Here is a 22,881-nt window from a genome sequence, read left to right as displayed (position 1 = left end):
TATATTGATCGATAAAGCCAGAGCTTTATCTTAAAAGATTCTGAATTATTTAAAGAAGAAAAACAATGGCATTATTGCAAAGCCAATTGGAATTAATACCCCAAATACCCAAACACCGATTGCTCTGATGATTCCAATATATCTTCTGTGGTTAAAACCTAAAGTTTGGAATGCAGATTGGAAACCATGAATTAAGTGGAATGCCAAAGCTGCCATCGCAATAACATACAAAGCTACCAATGCAACATTTTTGAATGCAAAGTCAACTTGCTTGTACAAATCTCTCGCTTTTAAGATTTGAACATTGTTTTCTACCGTTTCTTGGTAGTCGTGGAATTCAGAAGCTTGAAGTTCTCTCGCTGTGGTTTGTCCAGTTGCCAAATCAGTACGGTATTCAATGTACGGCACTTCATCATTGTGAAACTTCCACCAAAAATTAGACATGTGCGTAGCTAAGAATACTAAAATGACAGTACCTAAGATACCCATGTTGCGTGAATTCCACTTGCTGTTTGCTTGACCATCATATTTGGCATAACCAATAGGACGAGCGGCCTTGTTTTTCATCGACAATGTAATGGCGTAGATGACGTGAACAATTACCGAAGCATACAATAAGTAAGAAACAACTTTGATTGGTGTAAAGTGAGTCATAAAATAGGCGTACTTGTTGAACGCTAGACCCGCATCATCTTTAAATAATTGCAAGTTACCAACCAAGTGAACAACTAGGAATAAACATAGGAAGATTCCTGTTAAGCTCATGATTAGCTTCTTCCCAATCGAAGAACTGAAAACTGGCTTTGATTTACTCATTATCCTTGTAATTTAATTTGAATTAGGCAAATCTACTATTTGCTATTAAATATGATACCATTTTGACAAGAAAAAGCAACAATTTAGAACGGTTCTAAAGTTTATTGAAATAAAAAGTCCGTTTTGAATAAAAACGGACTTTCTAACGGTATATGAACAGTGTTTAACGAACTATAGAATACTGAATAATCTATAGCCTAAACCGATACTCCACATGTTAATTTTTGGATTTGCCTGGCTCTCATTGTTGACTTTGTTTAAGCCCATTTCGTATCTTACATCGACACGTAAGCTTGAAATGTCAGCACCTACACCGAAGGCCCAAGAAGTACCACTCTTTTTATAGTTATTTGGGTTCAACTGATCAATGACTTTATCTTGCTTGTCATCTACTTTAAATGAAAATATAGGACCAGTCTGGATTCTTGCTCCGATAGGGCCCAAACCAAAGCGCTTGCCCAATAAAATAGGAACATCAACCGTTGTAAATTTTACATCTGTCGATTCGCCATTCTCAGCTTTCACTGTCGTGTTTTTACCGGTTAAATAAACCTCAGGTTGAATATGGAATCCCAATACACCAACACGTCCATAAAGACCTGCTTGGTAGCCTGCTTTTGTGTCTGAATTGAAATATTTGCCATCGCTTTTAAGCTTAGAGAAGTTCAAGCCTCCTTTTACACCCACCTCAAACCCGGGCAGAAGCTGCGCTTGTGCCGTTGCTACGCTACCACAAATCAAAAGTAATGCTGGTAAAATCTTTTTCATAATCTTTTATTTATGTATATATTGTATCTTTAAACAAACTTTTACAGTTCAGTAAAGATATACAAATTTTATACCTAAATCTTAGTTATGCTGAAAATTAACGAAGAACAATGGCAAGTAGCCAAAGAAAAACTCCGTCGCAAGTACAACCACTTAAGTGATGAAGATTTAGCTTTTCAAGCAGGAGAGGAAGATAAACTGATCAATAGATTGTCTTTACGTTTGGGAAGAAAACCTTCATATGTTTTGTTTACAATAGGTAAAGAGATTCAGGATATTAGTAGCAACCGATTATGAGTGATGCCATTAGTTGGGGCGATTTCGAGAAAGTGGATTTACGGGTAGGAACGATCCTGGATGCAAAAGACTTTCCAAAAGCGAAGAAACCAGCTTATCAACTGGAACTAGATTTTGGAGATGAAATCGGTATATTACAGAGTAGTGCCCAGATTACAGTACACTATAACAAAGAGGAGCTGATCGGAAAGCAAGTGGTTGCAGTCATAAACTTCCCCAGAAAGCAGATTGCTAATTTCTTTTCTGAGTGCTTGGTAACAGGATTTCCTGACGAAAATGGAGATATTATTTTGACATCAGTCGACAAAAAATTACCAAATGGATCTAAACTTAGTTAAGTTTGTACCATGACATTTATAGATTTTGAAGGAACACAACTCATCGATAGTGACGAGTCGTTCATGCGTATGGCATTGAATGAAGCTAAGGTTGCGTACGAAGAGGGAGAGGTACCTATTGGGGCGGTTATTGTTCATCGAGGACGTGTTATAGGGAAAGGTCATAATTTGACGCAGCGATTGAATGATGTGACAGCTCACGCTGAGATGCAGGCTTTTACGGCAGCTGCAAATTACCTTGGAGGCAAATACCTGGATGAATGCACATTATATGTTACTATTGAACCTTGTATTATGTGTGCCGGAGCGGCCTATTGGACACATATTGGTAAAATAGTCTATGGAGCCAAAGATGAAAAGCGTGGTTATTCTCATTTTCACGATAAAATATTACACCCCAAAACTGTCATTACACATGGCGTTTTGCAGGAAGAATGTGCTGATCTGGTAAAATCATTTTTTCGTCAAAAACGGTAGAGAGATAATGGATTTATTGTAATACATAAAAACATAACCGTGTATATTATGTTATATTTGTATATATAAACGAAGTAATAAACATTTAAATTAAAATAGATATGGCATTTGAATTAGAAGCGTTACCATACGCAGCCGACGCATTGGAACCACATATTGACAAAACTACAATGGAAATCCACCATGACAGACACCATCAGGCATATGTGGATAACTTAAATAAAGCAATCGCAGGAACAGACGCAGAAAACCTATCGTTATTGGATATCATCAAAAATGTAAGTAAATATTCTGCGGCAGTACGTAACAACGGTGGTGGTCACTACAACCACTCTTTGTTTTGGAAAGTTTTAGGCCCAAATGCTGGCGGAGCTCCAACAGGTGAGTTAGCTGAAGCAATCAATGCTACTTTTGGTTCATTTGATGAATTGAAAAAGCAACTTCAAGCTGCTGGTGCAACTCGTTTTGGATCAGGATGGGCTTGGTTAATTGTTGGTGCTGATGGTAAATTAGCTGTAACTTCTACACCAAACCAAGACAATCCATTGATGGATGTTGCTGAGGTAAAAGGCACGCCTATCTTAGGTATCGACGTTTGGGAGCATGCTTATTATTTGAAATTCCAAAATAAGCGTCCGGCGTATTTAGAGGAAATCTTTAATGTTATCAATTGGGATGCAGTAGCACAAAACTATGCTGCAGCAAAATAAGTGATCATTTGATAGAAAAATAGAAAAGCGACAATAAGTTATTATTGTCGCTTTTCTATTTTAGAAACAAAACGTCGTTAGTGTTTGTTTATAGAACATCAATTTGACTCCAATAATTAAAGGAAGAAAAACGGATGGAAGAAAGATAGCTATTTATGAGAAATATTCTGATATTTTTAACAGTACTTTTTGCATTGAACTCTTGTCAGGGGCAGCAACAGGGGCCGCGGGTAAAGAAACCTGATTTCACCAAATTACCTGCAAAAAATAGGGCAAGTTTGGATACGGCGACATTTGCGGCGGGATGTTTTTGGTGTACTGAGGCACAGTTTAAGGAGTTAAAGGGTGTTGTAAATGTTGTTTCAGGATATACTGGCGGATGGGTAGCAAATCCAAGTTATGCGCAGGTTTGTACCGGGAGTACAGGACACGCAGAAGCAACCAATATTATTTTTGATCCTAAAGTGATCAGCTACGACAGATTATTGGAAGCCTTTTTTGTGGCACATGACCCAACGGAGCTCAATCGTCAGGGAAATGATGTTGGCACGCAATATCGTTCGGCTATTTTTGTACACGATAAAGAGCAGCTTGACAAGACTCAATATTATCTTTCGGTCTTGGAGAAAGAAAAAGTTTTTAACAAACCCATTGTAACCGAAGTAGTTCCGGCAACAGTATTTTATCCGGCAGAAGACTATCATCAAGATTATTATAGATTAAATGGAAAAGAACCCTATTGCCAATTGGTCATTAAACCGAAATTGGAAAAATTTAAACGTATCTTTTCCACTGTGCTCAAAGCGGGACAGTAACTTTGGGTATTCATAAAATTTGAGGTAATTTTACTTCTATTAGCGCTATTTAGTATCATGCTAATAAGTTGAAACCATGGTTTCTTATGTAAATAATGGTTAAACAAACTTGATAGCTTCATGACTGTTAAATAGCATTTTTTTGGATGAATAATAAATAATTGTAATATGTCTAAAGGATTTTTTACAGTTCCTGTTCCTACCAATGAACCGGTGTACACATACGCTGTCGGAACGAAAGAACGTAAATTGTTGAAAGCAGCAATTGATGAGGCACGTTCTAAACAAATCGATATCCCAATGTATATTGGTGGTAAAGAAATCACTACTTCTAAAAAAGTAAACCTAGCTCCTCCACATGACCACCAACATATTTTAGGTCAATACAATCAAGGCGATAAATCTCACGTTACAGATGCAATCAATGCAGCTTTAGCCGCAAAAAAAGATTGGGAAAATCTTACTTGGGAAGATCGTGCTGCGATATTCTTAAAGGCTGCTGAATTGATTTCGGGAAAATATCGTTATGAGTTGAATGCTGCTACAATGTTGGGGCAATCGAAGAACCCATATCAGGCAGAAATTGATTCGGCATGTGAAATCATAGATTTCTTGCGTTTCAATGTGCAATATCTTAGTGAAATCTATAAACAACAACCTCCAGTATCTGGTAAAGGTGTTTGGAACCGTGTAGAACAACGTCCTCTTGAAGGTTTTGTATTTGCATTGACTCCATTCAATTTTACAGCTATTGCGGGTAATCTACCTTCTTGTGTTGCAATGATGGGAAATGTTGTGGTATGGAAACCATCCAATACACAAATCTATTCAGCAAATGTATTGATGAAAATCTTCCGTGAAGCTGGGCTTCCGGATGGTGTAATCAACTTGGTATATGTTTCAGGTCCTGACGCTGGCGATGTGATTTTCCAACACCCTGATTTCGCTGGTATCCACTTTACCGGTTCAACAGGAGTATTCCAAGATATCTGGAAAACGATCGGTAACAATATCCACCGTTATAAAACATATCCACGTATTGTTGGTGAGACTGGTGGTAAGGATTTTATCGTTGTACACCCTTCGGCTGATTTAAAAGTGGCGAATACGGCTTTAGTTCGTGGCGCTTTTGAATACCAAGGTCAAAAATGTTCTGCAGCATCACGTGCATATATTCCAAAATCATTGTGGCCGGCATTGAAAGAATCTATGACTACTGACGTAAAATCTTTTACAATCGGTGGAACAGAAGATTTTACAAACTTTTTCAATGCTGTAATTGATGAAAAGTCATTTGATAAATTAGCGAAGTATATCGACAAAGCTAAAGAATCTAATGAAGCAGAAATTGTAGTGGGCGGTACATACGATAAATCTAAAGGGTATTTCATTCATCCAACAATCATTGAGGCTTCAAAACCAGATTACGAAACGATGGTTGAGGAGTTATTCGGACCTGTATTGACCGTATATATTTACGAGGATGCTAAGTTTGAAGAAACTTTAGATATTGTTGATACAACATCTATTTATGCCTTGACAGGATCGATTATAGCACAAGACCGCTATGCCATTAGTTTAGCAACAGATAAATTGAGACATGCCGCTGGTAACTTCTATGTGAACGATAAGTGTACAGGTGCTGTCGTAGGTCAACAACCGTTTGGCGGTGCTAGAGGCTCGGGTACAAACGACAAAGCGGGATCAATGATCAACTTGCTTCGTTGGGTGTCTCCACGTACAATCAAAGAGACATTTAATCCAGATACAGATTATAGATATCCTTTCTTGGAAAAAGGAGAATAAGCGAAGCTAGCATTATAGGTTTGTTAAATATAGAAAAGGACGATTAATTAAGCGCCCTTTTCTATTTCTTAAATAATCCCAATTCGGTACCATCGTCTCTTGTCATCCGTATAGCCAGTGACTTGCTGTTCCCGGATACATCGATAACTGTTCTTTTACCTACTTTGGGACCTCCGCCTATAAAAACAGGATAATTATGGTCTTTATCTGCCGGGTAGTATCCATATTGATGGGTATGGCCAGAGATAATGGCATCAATTTTATATTTTTGAAATAGGGGATGAAAACATGCTCTATTGTCCAGGGTGCCATGCCAATCATCCGAATGAAAAATTGGAATATGGCTAATGACGACCGTGTGTTGGGCTCTCTTTCTTTCCTTGGACTGGAGGACCTGTTCCAGCCATTTAGCCTGTTCTTTTCTGTAGTTATCATAATCTACTGTTCCGGCGTACACTTCATGGTTATCGGGCTTGTCCTCACCACTGTCCAACATGATCCAAAAAATAGGTCCCCTTTTAAAAGCTTGGTAGTACTTATTGTCAGGATAACCAAAATATCGTTTGAAATTACGTGCGAAGGATCCCCTTGTCTCATGGTTTCCCCGATTCATAATGAATGGTTTGCTTGTCGCAAAAAATTCAATTGGCTTTAGTAGTTTCTCTGTAATATCTTGCTGATTGGTGACATAATGGAAGGAATCACCATTCAGTACAAAAAAATCATAGGGTGAAATATCCTGACGCGGGATAAGATCAAGATAGCTGCTTTTTTCCTCATGCACATCGTTATAGACCAGACATCGAATCTGCTCTTGATTATTCCGGGCTAATTTAGCCTCAAAAATAGGGCTTTCTATTTCTTGACCGTATACGATTTTATAAGGATCGAATTTTTGGATTTCCTTCGCCTTGACGCGATAGCGAAACGATCGGGGTGCGTCCTCAATAGTAAAATGAAAGAAATCAGTATTGGCATTGATCATCCCATCCTCGGATTGGTAGATCTTTTTTTGGACATTCCCTGTGTTGTCGAGAATCTCGAGCCAAGCAAAGGCATCTTTGCTCAAAATCGTAAAAATACTGATTCCTGTTTCGGTTTGATTTTGTAGATAGGCAGGTACGACAAAGCTAAACTCGTTTTCTGCCTCATTGGCGTCTTTTTCTTGCGCAACGCTTATATTAGGTAATGTAAGCCCGGCCAGAGCCAGGGATTCTAAGAATCTTCTTCTGTTAAAATTCATATTTAAGGTCACAAGTGGTTATTTAATGTTTATCTCGACATATAATGGCCGATGATCACTCGCATATTGTTCGTTCAGAATACGGTGGTTGGAAAATTTCGCAGCGGCAGATTTAGTAATCATGATATAATCGATTTCAGTGGTGGGCTTGTCTTGAGGGAAAGTAAACCCCTTGGTGATACTGGTTTTTTTAAATACTTTACCAAGCTCCGTAATGGCAGGATCTTTGGGCTCGGAGTTTAAATCACCGACGAGGATGGTGGGTAATTTTTCATTCTCGAAACGATTGGTGATGAATTTCGCCTGTTCGATTTTGTTTTTGTCCTTTAGATCCAGGTGTGTATTGGCAAAGAGGATTTTCCTTTTGTGAATTGTAACTTCGATGATAGATAAACTGCGCCTTTCGCTTTCCACAGGGGAGGGCAGAAAGTGTTTCTCTACACGTTCAATCGGACTTTTAGATAGGATAGCAGTACCATATTCGCCTTTTTCAAGATCTATTCCTTTGGAAAATACATAATGCATGTCTGTCAATTCTGCGAGTTTTTTTGCTTGGTTTTCAAAATAAGACCTACCGAGATTAACATCGATTTCTTGAAGCCCTACGAGATCGGCTTTTGAATTTTTAATAATCTTGGCAATTGTGTCAAGGTTGATAACTGATTCTTTTTCGGTGGGTGGGTTCCCATGGTGGATATTAAAGGAGAGTACGCGTATCGTTTGTGCATTTAGATGAAATACTGATCCTAGCAGTATCAAGAGGAATGGAATTAGTTTACGGTTCATTGTTTATATTAAGTTTAGCATTTGGATGTCGGATTTTAGTTCTTCCTGCTAAAATTAATAAAATCTATGAGTACAAATTGAAAACTTGAGACATGTAACAAAATAATCATTTAAGCACTTGAGCCTTCATGAAAAAAAATAGCCATCCTAAACAGAATGGCTACCTACATTATACTAATTTTTACAGGAACTAGTCTTGGTTTTCCTCGATGTTAAGCATTGGATCTTCTCCTGTTACTTCAGCGCGGATTTTAGCTTCAAGTTCATCCATTAAGTCTGGATTGTCGAATAATAAAGCTTTGACGGCATCTCTACCTTGTCCTAGTTTGGTCTCACCATAGCTAAACCAAGAGCCTGCCTTTTTGATGATGCCATATTCAACACCTAAATCAATGATTTCACCTACTTTAGAGATACCTTCACCAAAGATGATATCAAATTCCGCGATGCGGAAAGGAGGGGCTACTTTATTTTTTACAATCTTCACTTTTACGCGGTTACCCGATACTTCATCAGAATCTTTGATTTGTGATGTACGACGGATATCTAAACGTACAGAAGCGTAGAATTTTAATGCATTACCACCAGTTGTTGTTTCTGGGTTGCCAAACATCACACCAATTTTTTCACGCAATTGGTTGATGAAAATACAACAACAGTTTGTTTTTGAAATTGTACCGGTCAGTTTACGTAAAGCCTGAGACATCAAACGAGCTTGAAGGCCCATTTTAGAATCACCCATTTCGCCTTCGATCTCACCTTTTGGCACCAAAGCCGCAACGGAGTCAATAACAATAACGTCGATTGCACCAGAACGGATTAGGTTATCAGCAATTTCTAAACCTTGCTCACCATTATCTGGTTGAGAAATCAATAAATTTTCTACATCTACGCCTAATTTTTGAGCGTAATATTTATCAAAAGCATGCTCAGCATCAATGATTGCTGCAATACCGCCTTTTTTTTGTGCCTCTGCAACAATGTGAGTTGCTAAGGTAGTTTTACCTGACGATTCAGGTCCATATATTTCAATGATACGGCCTTTTGGTACACCGCCAATTCCTAAGGCAATATCCAAACCTAGAGATCCTGTAGAAATAGCCTCGATCGGCTCAACAGCAGTATCCCCTAATTTCATAATTGAACCTTTTCCAAAGTTCTTTTCCAATTTATCTAACGTCAGCTGTAAAGCTTTTAGTTTATCTGTGTTGCTCATATTTTTAGTATATATTTCTCAAAATTAAAAATTAAAAATCATAAACCAAATATTTTCACTAAAAAAATTAGTTTTTTGTTTCTGGTATAGCTGAGACACTTTTTATATGGTGATTTTTTTCAAAGTATTTACACATATAAGTGATAGGGCATTTCTCACACATTGGTTTTCGGGCCAGACATATATAACGTCCATGTAAGATCAGCCAATGATGGGCAATCGCAATTGTATCTTTGGGTAGATTTTTTACCAACTGTTTTTCCACGGCCAATGGCGTTGTCGCACGATAAGTTAGCCCAAGACGGTTTGCAACACGAAAAACATGTGTGTCTACAGCCATAGCGGGGTTATGATAAACAACAGAGGAAATGACATTAGCAGTTTTTCGACCTACACCTGGAAGTTTCACAAGATCCTCGATTTTTTCGGGTACAATATTGTCGAACTTTTCAATCAGTAGCTGAGCCATCCCCACAAGGTGTTTGGCCTTATTATTCGGATAGCTTACAGATCGTATATAGCTAAACACCTCGTCTACGCTGGAAGCCGCCAAGCTGTGTGCATCAGGGTAGCGTGCAAACAATTTGGGCGTGACTTGATTGATCCTTTTATCTGTACACTGTGCAGATAAAATAACAGCAACCAGTAATTCAAATGGATTACTATAGTTGAGTTCTGTCTGTGCGTCAGGACTATTTTTGGAGAAATAATCTACGAAAGCCTTGTATCGTTCTTGTTTTAACATCGGTTCAAAACTAGCCAAAATTTCCATCAAAAAAGAAATTTTGAAGTCCAGTCCACGGGGAATAACCGATTTTAGTTTGTGAAAGGTAAGGTGAGTCACAGCTGTTTTATACTATAGCTGATCATGGATGTCGTAAGGTAAAAAAATAAGGCCTAATCTCCAGATTAGGCCTTTCTTTTTTCTAGTTGTTTAGAATATGCAAGGATATTCTCAACACATCTTTTGCTTGGATGAAGCAACATTTTTGGTAATTGAAGTTTCAATTCATTTTCTATGTCCTCGTCTGTCATTACCTTCTCGTTTTGGGTTAGCAAATTTTGAACTTCGTTTTCTGATTGGGTAAAATTTTCTACCATAAGCATCTGTTGTTTTGTCTCTGTAAGTTAATTAATTAAACGGACAAAAGATAGTTTTGGTATAAAAAACGAGAAAATATTTATTTTTTCTTTTTGTTGGTATATTCCTCCGCTTTAATAATGGCATTATATGCATTGACGATACCTCCGGTGACCGAGATGTCAGCTAATCGAACCGTTTTGCTGGCATCTTCACCAACTTTTATCTGCACCAGTTGATTCGGCTTTTCTACAGATTCCATAATAATCTGTTTGGTTTCCACAGCACTCAAATTGGGATAATAAGAACGGATCATTGCGGCTAAACCGGCAACAACGGGAGCAGCCATACTAGTGCCCTGTTCTTCTTTATACTTGGAATCCGGTACGGTAGAGTTGATGTGGACACCAGGTGCGAAAACATCGACAGTTTTTTTACCATAATTGGAAAAATCAGCCAAAAGTTCATTGTCCAAATGAAGGCCGGTTGCGCCCACTGTGATCCATGCATTGGCAACCCCGGTTGTGTCACCTTTTACATCCGTATAATACTTCATCGGAAAATTAGGTTCTATATCGTTATCTTCACTGTCATTCCCCGCGGCATGTACCAGCAGTACATCTTTGGATTCAGCATATTTGATCGCATCATCTACCGCCTGTTTATTATAGGCATAACTTTTTCCAAAGCTCATGTTGAGTACTTTGGCTCCGTTATCTGCTGCATAGCGAATAGCATTTGCGACGTCTTTATCACGCTCATCACCATCAGGAACGAGTCTAACGGTAAGTATCTTAACATTGTCCGCTACTCCGTTGATACCTATATTATTATTGCGTTTTGCACCAATGATTCCTGCGACATGGCTACCATGTAATGCATCCGGTCCCTTTACATCAGCGTTGCCATAATGTCGCTCCGACGCATCTTCATAATTATCTCCAACAATAGGTCGAGAATCGTATGCTTTGTTTAAATGATAATCAACTTGATTGTTGAAATATGTTGCACCTTCGGTGATATCATCAAAAAATTTGGCGAAGCCGCCGTTGTTGATTTCATCCTTTGCATAGCCAAGTGCGATACGTTGCGTGTTTGTGGTTGCTTTGAAATTATCTATATCATCCTGTGTGATATCTTCGGGCTTTTTACCTATTTCACGTACCACAGCGTCTATGTTGCGTTTGAGCGCATCGTAGGAAAATTGGCCCATCTTAGCTTCTTCTAGCTTGTTTTTATATTTGGCAAGCATCTTTTGATAACTAGTGAAAGCTTTTCGACCAGCTTCATTGAGTTCTGTTGCTGCTGTAATATTTGCAAACTTTTTATCCAGGATCCTAAGTTGTCTTGTCAATTCCAAGTTGTCGAATTGCACATCTTTTCCATCTGCGTTACCAATGAAATTCCACCCGTATTTATCATTAATATAGCCATTGCCATCATTATCTAAACCATTCGCGAGACTATCTTTCGTATTGATCCACACAACATCTTTGAGATCTTCGTGATAAACATCAACACCTCCATCCAATACGCCAACAATGACTGGAGTAGATTTTCTTCCTTTCAATAACGTTTTATACGTTTTTTCGGTACTGATTCCCATGACCCCATCCGTTTTATAATCCAAATTAAACCAATTTGCTGGAATGGTATCAGATTGTCCGAAAGAGATAAGTGGCAATGAGCCTAAAGCAATTAGATATAGTGATTTTTTTAAATTCATATGTAAATAATTCTTTATAAGTGTTTGCTTTCATTTGTTTCAATGCACGCGTCCCACCCGGTTATTTTCTACTGTTTATTTTAAATTTTCCTCATGAGCGTGTAAACTCGCTTATTCCTGACTATAGCAGAATAGCAAAGATAATGCTAATGCTTCTTCTGAACTGTTAATTTTTATTAAAAGTATTTATAATCCATATCTCTTGGCAAACTGTTGACGAAATATCTTAAATTCAAACCATTTCTAAGAGTCTCCTGTTTTATTTGGATGATCTAGATAGCTAGGATAAGAAAGAGTATATATTGATTAGCGTATAAAAGAGCGAATGCAACAAAATAAGAAAATAGTTTGGCCTAATGTGATGGCCCCAGTGTCAGCAATTTACCCTCATGTCAGAAAGATACATGATGATACTGTTCAAGATGATTATTACTGGATGATCGACTACTTTAAAAAAGGAGAAAAATCTCAAGAAGTTATTGACTATCTGGAAAAGGAAAACGATTATACCAGTTTGATGCTTCAAGATACAGTAGATTTACAGGAAAATCTTTTCCAGGAGTTGAAGTCCCGTATTAAGGAAAAAGACGAGTCTGTACCTTATTACAAAAATGGCTATTACTATTATAGCCGAACAGAGGAGGGAAACCAATATTTCAAATTCTGTCGGAAAAAGAGCACACTTGAGGGCGAAGAGGAAGTGCTGTTGGATGTAGATCAGCTGGCCCAAGGGTATGCATATTATACGGCAAAGGGATTTTCTGTTAGTCCGGATAATCGTTTGATAGCCTTTAGTGTGGATACCGTATCTCGGAGGGAATATACTATATTTATCAAGAATATTGAGACCGGAGAAATATATCCTGACCAGATAAAGAATACAGAGGGGGCTGCGATATGGGGAAATGATAACCAAACTTTGTTTTATACGGCCAAAAATCCCATCACCTTACTTAGCGAGAAGATTATGCGACATACATTGGGCAGCGATCCAAAAGCCGATGTACCGGTGTATGAAGAGAAAGATAATACAAATTATATTGCTGTTGGTAAATCCAAAAATGGAAAATATATTATTATCAATTCAGAAGGAACATTGTCCTCAGAAATCTGGGTATTGAATGCTGATTTACCGCAGGCTGAATTTCGCGTTTTTCAGCCAAGGATACACAATGTTCTGTATTCGATCATTGCACTGGATGATCGCTTTTTAATTCTGACCAATGATGAGGCCATCAATTTCCAAATCATGCAATGTCCCTTAGATCGTACAGAGCGCAGCAACTGGCATACATTCATAGACCATCGACCAGATGTGCTGGTCAGCGATATCGAAGAATTTAAGGATTTTCTAGCGATTGCTGAAAGGAAAAATGGATTGACCCAATTGGCGATTTATGATTTAAACAGTCAACAACAGCACTACTTGGATTTTGGGGAAGTTGCCTATACGGTATATCCAGGTATTAATGTCGAGTACAACAGTGACAAGTTGCGGTATGGCTATACGTCTTTAGTGACACCGAGTTCAGTCTATGAATATGACATGGCTAGGCAGAAGAAAGTATTGTTAAAGCAACAGGAGATTTTGGGTGGATATGACCAAACCGCATATATCACCGAACGTGTTTTTGCAACCACAAGAGATGGTATTCAAGTGCCAATTTCTATTGTTTATAAAAAGGGAACCAAACTCGATGGTTCAGCTCCATTATTGCAATATGCCTATGGGTCCTATGGTGCTTCGATGGACCCTACCTTTTCGAGCAATCGACTGAGTTTGTTGGATCGTGGATTTATCTACGCCTTGGCTCACATTAGAGGAGGTGAAGAAATGGGGCGGCAGTGGTATGAAGATGGAAAAATGATGCACAAGATGAATACCTTTTATGATTTTGTGGATTGTGGTAAATATCTGATTGAAAAGCATTATTGCACAGCCGAGCATCTCTATGCGCAAGGGGGAAGTGCTGGAGGTTTGCTGATGGGTGTAATCGCTAATATTGCACCCGAGCAATATCATGGCATAATAGCTCAGGTGCCTTTTGTGGACGTCGTGAATACCATGTTGGACGATACAATACCGTTGACTACAAACGAGTATGATGAATGGGGTAACCCCAATGAGAAGGAAACTTATTTCTATATGAAGGCCTATTCTCCGTATGAAAACATTGAGGCAAAAGAATACCCTAATTTATTGGTCACAACCGGGCTGCACGATAGTCAGGTGCAGTATTTTGAACCAGCAAAATGGGTAGCAAAACTGAGAGCTACTAAAATAGGAGATGCGGTTTTATTGTTGAAAACAGATATGGATTATGGTCATGGTGGGGCATCGGGTCGATTTGACTATTTAAAGGAAATTGCATTGGAATATGCTTTTCTCTTTAAATTGGAAGGGATTATCCCAGATGATAGAAAGGGACAATAAAAAAAGCGGTATTAACCGCTTTTTTTATTGTTGAGCATGATTAATGCTATCCTGTTGTTTTTGTAAACGCTCTTCCCGTTCGATCTCTCTAGAATCGATCTGATGCTGTTGATAATTGTCCATGGCCACTTTACTGGCTTTCTGCGATACATAGATCGCCAATAGGGCAACAATAGTAATGATTGCTATTCCCCAGGCATACTTATGTTTGTCCTGTTTGACGAGCCAATACATAAAGATAATGTAAGGGACGGCAAAAATAATATAGAAAATTAAACTCGGTGACATACTATTCTCCATTAAATGATCCCTACAAAAGTATCGTTTTTGACTAAAAATAACGAACCTATAGAAAAAACAACAATTCCAATTGATAAAGCCTTAAACCTTTATCCGTTTTATTGTCAAATTAATATCACTAATGTGAGCGGTCTATTACCGGCTTGTTGTGGATTAATTGCTTGAAAATGAAGCTTACAGGAAGGTTTTGACGGTGGATTGTAAATTTTTAATTTTTGCAAAAAATCAATGAGAATATTGTGGAAAAGAAAAAAATATTTTTATACATTTGCATCGTCAGAAACAATTGACAGAGCATAAAAAAATGAAGCAGAACAAAAAGAACGATTATTCTTATATTCAAACTTTTGAGAAGTTTATGAAGAAGGTCTTTTGTGCTTTCATTTTTGTAGAAATACCTGTTTTACGCCTCCGACGACCTATACTACCTCGGGCTTGATTTGAGGTAGTGAATCTTTCCAAGCAAGACCATGATTGTCCGATGGTTTTGAATCCATTATTTTAATTTATTTAGTAACAAAACACGACAGTAGTTGTTGTTTTATTATTAGGGTCGTAAGTCAATGACTATATCAGATTTTTTAATTATCCCAGCTAAACCTGAGCATGCACATTATGCAGAGGTTATTTGCGACGAAATGTTCGAGTCTGCAAAGGCTCGTGGTACTGGTATTGCACGTCGTAAACCAGAGTACGTTGCCAACAAGATGAATGAAGGTAAAGCAGTGATTGCTTTACATAGAGATGGCCGATGGGCAGGCTTTTGTTATATAGAAACTTGGGGGCATGGTGATTATGTCGCTAACTCAGGTTTGATTGTCAATCCCGAATTCAGAAAAGTGGGTTTGGCAAAAGCAATCAAAAAAAGAGTCTTTGAGCTTTCACGTGAGAAATACCCTAAAGCGAAGATCTTTGGTTTGACAACCGGATTCGCCGTGATGAAAATCAATTCAGAACTAGGCTATGAACCGGTTCCGTATTCCGAATTGACTTCCGATGATGAATTCTGGAAAGGCTGTCAAAGCTGCGTGAATTATGAGATCCTGATGAGTAAAGACCGTAAAAACTGTATGTGTACCGCCATGCTTTGGGATCCCGAAGAGAAGGAACGTGAATTGCGGGAGAAGATCCAGCGCAAGCATGAAGCGAAAGAACGTTTGGAAAGAATTACACAAAAACAGTCTCTGCTAAAGCGTATACAGGCGAAGTTTTGGAAATCGGCCAATAAATTTATTGCTGTCAATTTTCCGAAGCATAACAAAGTCGCAAAAGGATATTAAGCTAAGGCTGAGCGATTATATTGAAAATAGATGTAACAGGTAACTGGATGTGTTCATAGCAACAAGATCAGTTCAAGGTTCTCTCAACATAATAATAAAAAACCGAGTGAAACGAGCTTAAATCAGCCGTTGAAAACAAACACTCATAAAATAACATTCTAATGAAAAAAGTAGTTTTAGCATTTAGTGGCGGATTAGATACTTCATTCTGTTGTATCTATCTTACACAAGATTTAGGTTTAGAAGTTCATTCCGTAGTTGTAAATACAGGTGGTTTTTCGGATGAAGAATTAAAAAATATTGAAGAACGTGCTTATGCTTTAGGTGTGAAATCACATACAGCTATAGACGAAACGGCAGACTATTACCGCGAAACTATTAAATTTTTGATTTTTGGCAATGTGTTAAAAAATGCGACTTATCCATTGTCAGTATCTGCTGAGCGTGTATGCCAAGCAACCGCAATTGCAAACTACGCAAAGAAAATTGGAGCTGAATGTGTTGCGCATGGATCTACAGGTGCAGGAAACGACCAAGTACGTTTCGATATGATTTTCCAAACCCTGATTCCAGGCGTGGAAATAATCACACCAATCCGTGATTTACAATTGTCGCGTGAAGCCGAAATTGAGTATTTGAATAAGCATGGTGTAGAGTATTCTGCTGAAAAAGCAAAATACTCCATCAATAAAGGTCTTTGGGGTACTTCTGTTGGTGGAGCGGAAACATTGACATCCAACCAATATTTGCCTGAATCGGCATGGCCAACTCCAGTGACTTCTTCAGAGCCACAACAAATTACAATCGATTTTGAGAAGGGAGAGCCTATTGCATTAAATGGTGATAAAATGGCTTCCGTTAAAGTGATTCAAGAATTACAGGCAATAGCTCAACCATACGGTATTGGCCGTGATATCCACGTTGGTGATACAATCATTGGTATTAAAGGCCGTGTGGGTTTTGAAGCCGCTGCGTCTGTAATTTTAATCAAGGCACATCATGCCTTAGAAAAACATACCTTAACTAAATGGCAATTGTCCTGGAAAGATCAAATCGCTGCTTTCTACGGAAATTATATGCACGAAGGCCAAATGCACGATCCCGTTATGCGTGATATCGAAGCATTCTTGCAATCTTCACAAGAAACAGTGACGGGCCGAGTGATTGTTGAGCTTCACCCATACCGTTTTGTCGTCATTGGTGTCGAGTCTGAACACGATTTGATGTCCAACAAATTCGGTAGCTATGGTGAAATGAATAAAGGTTATACAGGTGACGATGTGAAAGGTTTCTCCAAAATTTTTGGAAATCAAACCATCATTTGGCACAAAGTGAATAAAAAATAAACCTTGTTTGGCGTAATGTATTTTTTCTTACCATGACGAACTGGGTAAGAAAAGATACACTTCCCTATAAGTGATAACGTATACCTAAATACTAAATTCAAAAAAATGATAAGAGTAGGAATTATTGGTTCGGCAGGATATACCGGTGGTGAATTATTACGTGTATTGATTTATCATCCGGAGGTGGAAATCGTATTTGCTAATAGCGCTTCCAATGCAGGAAATAAGTTATATGAAGTTCACAATGATTTATTTGGTGATACTGAATTGACCTTCTCTTCGGACTTTTACTCAGCTGTTGATGTATTGTTTTTATGTGTTGGTCATGGTGATGCACGGAAATTTTTAGATGCAAATCCGATCGATGCATCCGTGAAGATTATTGATCTTTCACAAGATTATCGTCTTCGTGCGAATACGGCTTATCAAGGACAACAATTTGTGTACGGGCTTCCAGAACTAAACAGAGAAGCAATCAAAACAGCTCAGTATATTGCTAATCCAGGATGCTTTGCAACAAATATCCAACTGGCTTTATTACCATTGGCGAGTAAAGGCTTGTTGCCAGACCAAATCCATGTCAATGCGACGACTGGATCAACAGGGGCAGGACAAAAGCCGGGGGCAACAACGCATTTCTCCTGGCGTAACAATAACCTTTCTGCTTACAAATCTTTTGAACACCAGCATTTGCAGGAAATTTCAGAGTCCTTGGATCAGCTGCAAGTGGGATTTTTGCCGGTGTCAGAAGGATCATTGTTGGAACGTGCTGCAGCGAAAATTAATTTTGTTCCACAACGTGGAGATTTTGCCCGCGGAATTTTCTCGGCAATTTATGTAGACACCGATTTATCTGAAGAGCAGGCCTACACATTGTATGAGAGCTATTATGCCGCTCATCCTTTTACACATGTCAGCCTTAAAAATATTGACCTCAAACAGGTCGTTAATACAAATAAAAGTATAATCCATCTCGAAAAACACGGAAATAAGCTCCTTATTTTAAATGCAACAGATAATTTGCTGAAAGGTGCATCGGGTCAAGCAGTACAAAATATGAATTTAATGTTTGGCTTAGATGAACGTACAGGGCTGAATTTGAAGAGCGTTGGTTTTTAAACTCTTTTGGGGTATTAAACATCAATACCAACAAGTTGTGAATAACTTTAGGAATTGCTTTTAGGTCGAAACGAGGTTTTCAACATTTTATTAACATCGTGTGGAAAAGTGAAGGGTAGACCCTGCACTTTTTTTATGAATCGGCCTTCCCAAACATACATCATCCGGTAATAAACAATGACATGTCGTCTATAAAAAAACGGATCATCATTTTGCATTGACTGCTTAAGTTCCTTAACTTAGGGATAGGAAGTCCATGCTGAGCAAATAAACAAGAGCTGATTCGATTATGAACAATAGGCCAAGAATTAAACTTAGACTAACGGCTGCTGATAAAGTGTTAGAATTTATGGGCTGGTGTGTAGTGCTATTGTTATGGTATGCGGTAACTGTTCATTATAGCAAATTACCTGAAATTGTTCCCGTACATTATAATGCAGAAGGAAAGGTTGACAAATTTGGTCCAAAGTCAGTCCTATTGATGATACCTTTCATTACCACTGTTTTATACGTAGCAATGACCATCATCAACAGGTTTCCACATCTATTCAACTATCCTGTCAAGATTACTGAAGAAAATGCATTGCAACAATATACTTCTGCGAGTCGTTTGATACGATATTTAAAGTTTATTGTGGTCGTTATTTTTGGGATAATCGCTTTTAAATCTATTCCCAATGTCGCAGCAACTTCAGAGGGATTGGGAACTTGGTTTCTGCCCTTCGTATTGTTATCGGTTTTTGTACCTGTCATCTACTTTCTCATAAAATCGGTCAAGACGGCTTAAATTTCCTTATTTATCTAAATTTTCTATATATCGTGTTCACTCCATAAGGGATATAATGCCATTAGAGCGCCGAAAGCTTAGTGAATCTGAGCGAATTGACATGTTGAACTTCGATGATAGATATTAATGTTAGAAACACAAAACAACCAGAAGGCCAGTTGCCGATAAGCATTCGATGTCTAAATTGTTTGAATATGGTAGATAAAGACCATCAGATGGATAAAGAATGCGTTCTTCAACTTCAAAATTACCATCTAACGCAAATGCAAATGCGTTTTTGTGGTCTTGGCCAATCTGTAATTCAAAATCATGTTTTCCGGCAAACGCACCGAAGTAGAACTGAAAATCAGTAGCTAAGTCGGTGCCTACAGGATACATCTTGTTTTTCCCAAACGAAGATGTAAGTGGAAGATCCACAATATGAGGTAGTGTAGGATTGTTTATTGCCGAATTAAGCACAAATTCTTGAAAGATCGCAGGCTCCGCAACTTCGGACGATGCCTTTATGTGAATTGCCGTATTATTTTCAAAATTGTGTACTAAGATTGTTCCGACAGGAACGGTATAGGTTTGGGCATCCATCGTCACGAGTAGATCCCCAACCAAAGGAATCAAAAGTGAGACCGTATCTTGACTGGTCGGGAGTTCCAAAGTACCTTGAGGCGCTACTTGCCAGCTATTCACCAGTTGCAGCCGGCCAATAGCCTCCCGGTGAGGAGCAGCAAAGGAGCCATAATTGAGTGTGCTCCTGACTAAATGTGTTCCAATAGATGTTTCCCCTCGCTGTTCCGCGATATAGATTCTAATATCCTGCATGATCAGGCTGTTAAGCATTAACATGAATCGTCATTTTCATTTGGAAACCTTCAGATAAGGATCCTGTGACCGTAGACATTTCTTTGGTAACACCATCGCTGAATACGTTGTCATTGGCATTATAGGTATATCCTGAAACACCTTTTTTGTAACCATAAGATGAACCTGTGTTATTGACTTCAAGACACAGACTATCTTGAAAGGCGATTTGCGTCACTAATAGCGATTTACCCGTAGCATCATATACGTGGACGTGAATATGCGTTGCTCGACCTTGATACCAGCCCGGAAAGATGGTTTGGAAAGAAACAAGTCCATTGGCATTGGTGATTTGTCTACCGCGATACCAATTGACAGACTGGTAGTTGCTGGATTGCATCTGTGTTCCGCCATATTGGGAATAGTTACCTTCCACATCACAATGCCAAATATCCACTAAAGCTCCTTCTAGTGCCGCACAGTTATTGTTTGTATTAACAATGGTAATTAAACCGAGCATATTCGCCCCAATACTATCACCTTTGCGTATATTTGACCGGACATAACTTGAAGGTGTTTTTGTCGGAAAAGGCCCTTCGGTTTCCGAAGGTGTCACACTACAGCTTGAATCGATATTTACATCCGTGCCTCCATCAGGCGTTGTTGAGGCATCGTCTTTCTTGCAAGCAGCCCAAACCATTGGTCCTGAAAATGCGAGCAATGATAAGGTTTTTATAAAATTTTTGCGTTCCATATCTCTTTTTTTTCTTAATTGAAGCAAGGTAGTGGACGGAGATGTAAAATAATGTTAAGTGCCGATAAAGAGACTTATTGCATCGACGAATCACGTAGAAACTTGATAACTTCATTATAGTATCCGTCGCCGACTTTCAATGTGAAGTTGGGTAATTGTACTTTACGCTGTGAAAATGTAATGATGTGTTTGGCTGCGATAACAAAGCTGCGGTGGATACGGATAAACTGATTTTTTGGCAAACGCTCGAGCATGGCTTTCATTGTCGATAGGGTCAATATTGTTTTTCCGTGTATGAGGTGTATTTTGATATAATCTTGCATGCTTTCCAAGCACTCAATTTCGTCAAGATAGATCTTGATTCGTTGATATTCTACACTCACGATTAAAAAGGGGCGATGGCTCTGTATAGCTGAACGTGTCATCGCTTTATCGATGGCCCGTTCAAAACGAACGAAGTCAAATGGTTTGAGAAGATAGTCTACTGAATCAAGTTCAAATCCATCTATCGCATACTCCTTATGTGCTGTGGTGAAAATCAATAAAGGTCTTGGATTTAAGTTCTTTGCAAAATCAATACCATTGATCTCGAGCATATCAATATCCAAAAAAATCAAATCAACACTGTTATTGGCGAGATACAGCTTCGCATCATGGGGGTTACAGAAGGTTGCAGCAAGCTGTATAGCAGGATGCTTTGCTGTGAACGTCGAAATAATACGAAGAGCCAGGGGTTCATCGTCAAGAGCTATGCAAGTTAACATCGATTAAATTAAGATAAATTGCTTTTGTATATATAATCGTATAGTCTAATATAAAAACAATTTATGGAGAAATGTAAAGGATAAGCTGAACAAAAAATGAGTGATCTTGCTGCTGGATAGTCAGGCAATGTCTGTCGACATAAAAATGTTCCAATAGACGTTTGACATTTTTGAGACCTGTTCCTGTGCGGTGTTGTTCGGTTGACTGTGTAGCTATGCTATTCTTTACATTTAATACACAGGATGTTGGCGTTAGAATGACCTCAAAACTTAATTGGCAGGGCTCTATGGTGCTTAATCCATATTTGAACGCATTTTCAACAAACGGAAGCAGCACAAATGCGTGTATCGTTTTGGCGTGTTCGAGCCCCGCATAGTGTTCACTGATCGAACAATTTGGGCCAGTGCGTAGCTTTTGGAGATTGATAAAATCTTGTATAGCCTGAATTTCGATCTTGATGTCAATCGTATCACTATGCCGTTCATCCATATAATAACGCATTAATTGCGAAAGACGATGAATACTACTCGCGACGGCATCATCGTTGGTCAATGCTAATGCATAAATATTATTTAAGGTGTTGAACAAAAAGTGGGGGTGGACCTGGGCTTTTAAGAAGGATAGTTCGGCCTTCATCCGGTCTTGTTCGACCAATTGCATCTTTTGCTGGGTTTCCATCCAGTAGGTTACGATTCTATAGAGCGCGGCAAGGCTAATGGTTAACAGGAAAATATACACGGAAGCAATATCGATGGGTTGTGGCCGTTGTCCCGGGGTCTGCCCCGGACCTCGGTCTGGGAAATGCCTAGCAGATGGCGGCGGTGGAAAATCAGGGTGATGCCTAGGCGAAAATTCTCTTTCTCCAGGGGTAGGTAATTGCTGACGTCCAATATGCATCAAGCGATCGAAGGGCTGAAGATAACAGGCTAGTAACAAGCCTGTCAAAATAATGGAGATTCCGTAACGGATAAATTTTCGTTTTCTTATCGCATAAGGAATTAGCAGGTAAGCATTGACATAGAATAGGATTAAAAAACAGCCTGTAAAAATCCAAAATGCTGGTGCAAAAAGTATTTCCTTAATTTCCAATTGACCGTTGTTAAAAAATAGTACTGGAAAGGATAAGAAAATAAGCCAGGCGAGTCCATGGATCAATATGGAGATTTGTTTTTGTCCTAAGATACGTTTTGATGTGCTATCAGCAGATTTGTCCATGGAGCTT

The 22,881-nt window shown here is 38.6% G+C and carries 23 protein-coding genes; 11 read left to right on the top strand and 12 right to left on the bottom strand.

The genetic code is table 11. The features are described from left to right. Positions 1–45 precede the first annotated feature (45 nt). Both HS960_RS18070 and HS960_RS18065 read right to left on the bottom strand, forming a co-directional pair. Positions 46–816: a succinate dehydrogenase cytochrome b subunit gene (locus HS960_RS18070; RefSeq protein WP_046674909.1), complete on the bottom strand. Its 771-nt coding sequence runs from the start codon at positions 814–816 to the stop codon at positions 46–48. Positions 817–987: 171 nt separating this feature from the next. Beyond that, positions 988–1,584 (bottom strand): porin family protein, encoded by a 597-nt coding sequence (locus tag HS960_RS18065; protein ID WP_153848169.1) that lies wholly within the window; start codon positions 1,582–1,584, stop codon positions 988–990. A gap of 87 nt (positions 1,585–1,671) precedes the next feature. Here HS960_RS18065 and HS960_RS18060 point away from each other — a divergent pair, with 87 nt between their 5' ends. From HS960_RS18060 to pruA, 6 genes are all read left to right on the top strand, one after another. Further along, the gene (locus tag HS960_RS18060; RefSeq protein ID WP_070561956.1) at positions 1,672–1,881 is read left to right on the top strand and encodes a hypothetical protein; all 210 of its coding nucleotides are present in this window, start codon (positions 1,672–1,674) and stop codon (positions 1,879–1,881) included. Continuing rightward, positions 1,878–2,219, top strand: a complete 342-nt coding sequence (locus HS960_RS18055) for a tRNA-binding protein (RefSeq protein WP_153848168.1) — start codon at positions 1,878–1,880, stop codon at positions 2,217–2,219. The genes HS960_RS18060 and HS960_RS18055 overlap by 4 nt, the downstream gene beginning before the upstream one ends. 9 nt (positions 2,220–2,228) lie before the next feature. Next, positions 2,229–2,696 (top strand): nucleoside deaminase, encoded by a 468-nt coding sequence (locus HS960_RS18050; RefSeq protein ID WP_046674913.1) that lies wholly within the window; start codon positions 2,229–2,231, stop codon positions 2,694–2,696. A gap of 101 nt (positions 2,697–2,797) precedes the next feature. Beyond that, positions 2,798–3,406 carry a superoxide dismutase gene (locus HS960_RS18045; RefSeq protein WP_120333147.1) on the top strand — a complete coding sequence of 203 codons (609 nt, stop codon included), beginning with the start codon at positions 2,798–2,800 and terminating at the stop codon, positions 3,404–3,406. A 155-nt stretch (positions 3,407–3,561) separates the two neighbouring features. Beyond that, complete coding sequence (gene msrA / locus HS960_RS18040) at positions 3,562–4,221, top strand: peptide-methionine (S)-S-oxide reductase MsrA (protein ID WP_159731384.1); 660 nt, start codon at positions 3,562–3,564, stop codon at positions 4,219–4,221. 168 nt (positions 4,222–4,389) lie between these two features. Continuing rightward, positions 4,390–6,027, top strand: coding sequence for an L-glutamate gamma-semialdehyde dehydrogenase (gene pruA / locus HS960_RS18035; RefSeq protein ID WP_159731382.1), 1,638 nt, complete (start codon positions 4,390–4,392; stop codon positions 6,025–6,027). A gap of 61 nt (positions 6,028–6,088) precedes the next feature. Here the strand turns inward: pruA and HS960_RS18030 are convergent, their stop codons facing one another. The 5 genes from HS960_RS18030 to HS960_RS18005 form a co-directional block, all read right to left on the bottom strand. Continuing rightward, the gene (locus HS960_RS18030) at positions 6,089–7,270 is read right to left on the bottom strand and encodes a metallophosphoesterase family protein (RefSeq protein ID WP_159731380.1); all 1,182 of its coding nucleotides are present in this window, start codon (positions 7,268–7,270) and stop codon (positions 6,089–6,091) included. Between the two features lie 18 nt (positions 7,271–7,288). After that, on the bottom strand, positions 7,289–8,056 hold the full coding sequence (locus HS960_RS18025) for an endonuclease/exonuclease/phosphatase family protein (protein WP_182330305.1): 768 nt from the start codon (positions 8,054–8,056) through the stop codon (positions 7,289–7,291). A 190-nt stretch (positions 8,057–8,246) separates the two neighbouring features. Continuing rightward, on the bottom strand, positions 8,247–9,272 hold the full coding sequence (gene recA, locus HS960_RS18020) for a recombinase RecA (RefSeq protein WP_153848162.1): 1,026 nt from the start codon (positions 9,270–9,272) through the stop codon (positions 8,247–8,249). A gap of 67 nt (positions 9,273–9,339) precedes the next feature. Continuing rightward, positions 9,340–10,017, bottom strand: a complete 678-nt coding sequence (nth, locus tag HS960_RS18015) for an endonuclease III (RefSeq protein WP_153848181.1) — start codon at positions 10,015–10,017, stop codon at positions 9,340–9,342. A gap of 436 nt (positions 10,018–10,453) precedes the next feature. Next, positions 10,454–12,079 (bottom strand): S8 family serine peptidase, encoded by a 1,626-nt coding sequence (locus tag HS960_RS18005; RefSeq protein ID WP_159731376.1) that lies wholly within the window; start codon positions 12,077–12,079, stop codon positions 10,454–10,456. A 325-nt stretch (positions 12,080–12,404) separates the two neighbouring features. Here HS960_RS18005 and HS960_RS18000 point away from each other — a divergent pair, with 325 nt between their 5' ends. Further along, the gene (locus tag HS960_RS18000; RefSeq protein ID WP_182330303.1) at positions 12,405–14,513 is read left to right on the top strand and encodes a S9 family peptidase; all 2,109 of its coding nucleotides are present in this window, start codon (positions 12,405–12,407) and stop codon (positions 14,511–14,513) included. A 24-nt stretch (positions 14,514–14,537) separates the two neighbouring features. Here HS960_RS18000 and HS960_RS17995 read toward each other — a convergent pair whose 3' ends face one another. Continuing rightward, on the bottom strand, positions 14,538–14,801 hold the full coding sequence (locus HS960_RS17995; protein WP_075990905.1) for a hypothetical protein: 264 nt from the start codon (positions 14,799–14,801) through the stop codon (positions 14,538–14,540). Between the two features lie 575 nt (positions 14,802–15,376). On the opposite strand from HS960_RS17995, the gene HS960_RS17990 reads away from it, so the two are divergent. The 4 genes from HS960_RS17990 (at position 15,377) to HS960_RS17975 (ending at position 19,345) form a co-directional block, all read left to right on the top strand. Continuing rightward, positions 15,377–16,093 carry a GNAT family N-acetyltransferase gene (locus tag HS960_RS17990; RefSeq protein ID WP_070561978.1) on the top strand — a complete coding sequence of 239 codons (717 nt, stop codon included), beginning with the start codon at positions 15,377–15,379 and terminating at the stop codon, positions 16,091–16,093. Positions 16,094–16,254: 161 nt separating this feature from the next. After that, on the top strand, positions 16,255–17,439 hold the full coding sequence (gene argG, locus HS960_RS17985) for an argininosuccinate synthase (protein ID WP_159731372.1): 1,185 nt from the start codon (positions 16,255–16,257) through the stop codon (positions 17,437–17,439). A 105-nt stretch (positions 17,440–17,544) separates the two neighbouring features. Continuing rightward, complete coding sequence (gene argC / locus HS960_RS17980) at positions 17,545–18,558, top strand: N-acetyl-gamma-glutamyl-phosphate reductase (RefSeq protein ID WP_159731370.1); 1,014 nt, start codon at positions 17,545–17,547, stop codon at positions 18,556–18,558. Positions 18,559–18,847: 289 nt separating this feature from the next. Then, the gene (locus HS960_RS17975; RefSeq protein WP_159731368.1) at positions 18,848–19,345 is read left to right on the top strand and encodes a DUF1648 domain-containing protein; all 498 of its coding nucleotides are present in this window, start codon (positions 18,848–18,850) and stop codon (positions 19,343–19,345) included. 129 nt (positions 19,346–19,474) lie between these two features. Here HS960_RS17975 and HS960_RS17970 read toward each other — a convergent pair whose 3' ends face one another. The 4 genes from HS960_RS17970 to HS960_RS17955 form a co-directional block, all read right to left on the bottom strand. Next, a complete protein-coding gene (locus tag HS960_RS17970; protein ID WP_182330301.1) occupies positions 19,475–20,161 on the bottom strand; it encodes a hypothetical protein in 687 nt (228 codons plus the stop codon). 10 nt (positions 20,162–20,171) lie between these two features. Next, complete coding sequence (locus HS960_RS17965; protein ID WP_182330299.1) at positions 20,172–20,894, bottom strand: dioxygenase family protein; 723 nt, start codon at positions 20,892–20,894, stop codon at positions 20,172–20,174. Between the two features lie 74 nt (positions 20,895–20,968). Further along, positions 20,969–21,658, bottom strand: coding sequence for a LytR/AlgR family response regulator transcription factor (locus HS960_RS17960; RefSeq protein WP_182330297.1), 690 nt, complete (start codon positions 21,656–21,658; stop codon positions 20,969–20,971). 61 nt (positions 21,659–21,719) lie between these two features. Next, positions 21,720–22,874, bottom strand: a complete 1,155-nt coding sequence (locus HS960_RS17955; RefSeq protein WP_182330295.1) for a sensor histidine kinase — start codon at positions 22,872–22,874, stop codon at positions 21,720–21,722. Between the last annotated feature and the right edge of the window lie 7 nt (positions 22,875–22,881).

Source organism: Sphingobacterium paramultivorum (genome assembly GCF_014109745.1).
Classification (GTDB): Bacteria; Bacteroidota; Bacteroidia; order Sphingobacteriales; family Sphingobacteriaceae; genus Sphingobacterium; species Sphingobacterium paramultivorum.
This window is presented reverse-complemented; position numbering and strand designations above follow the sequence as displayed.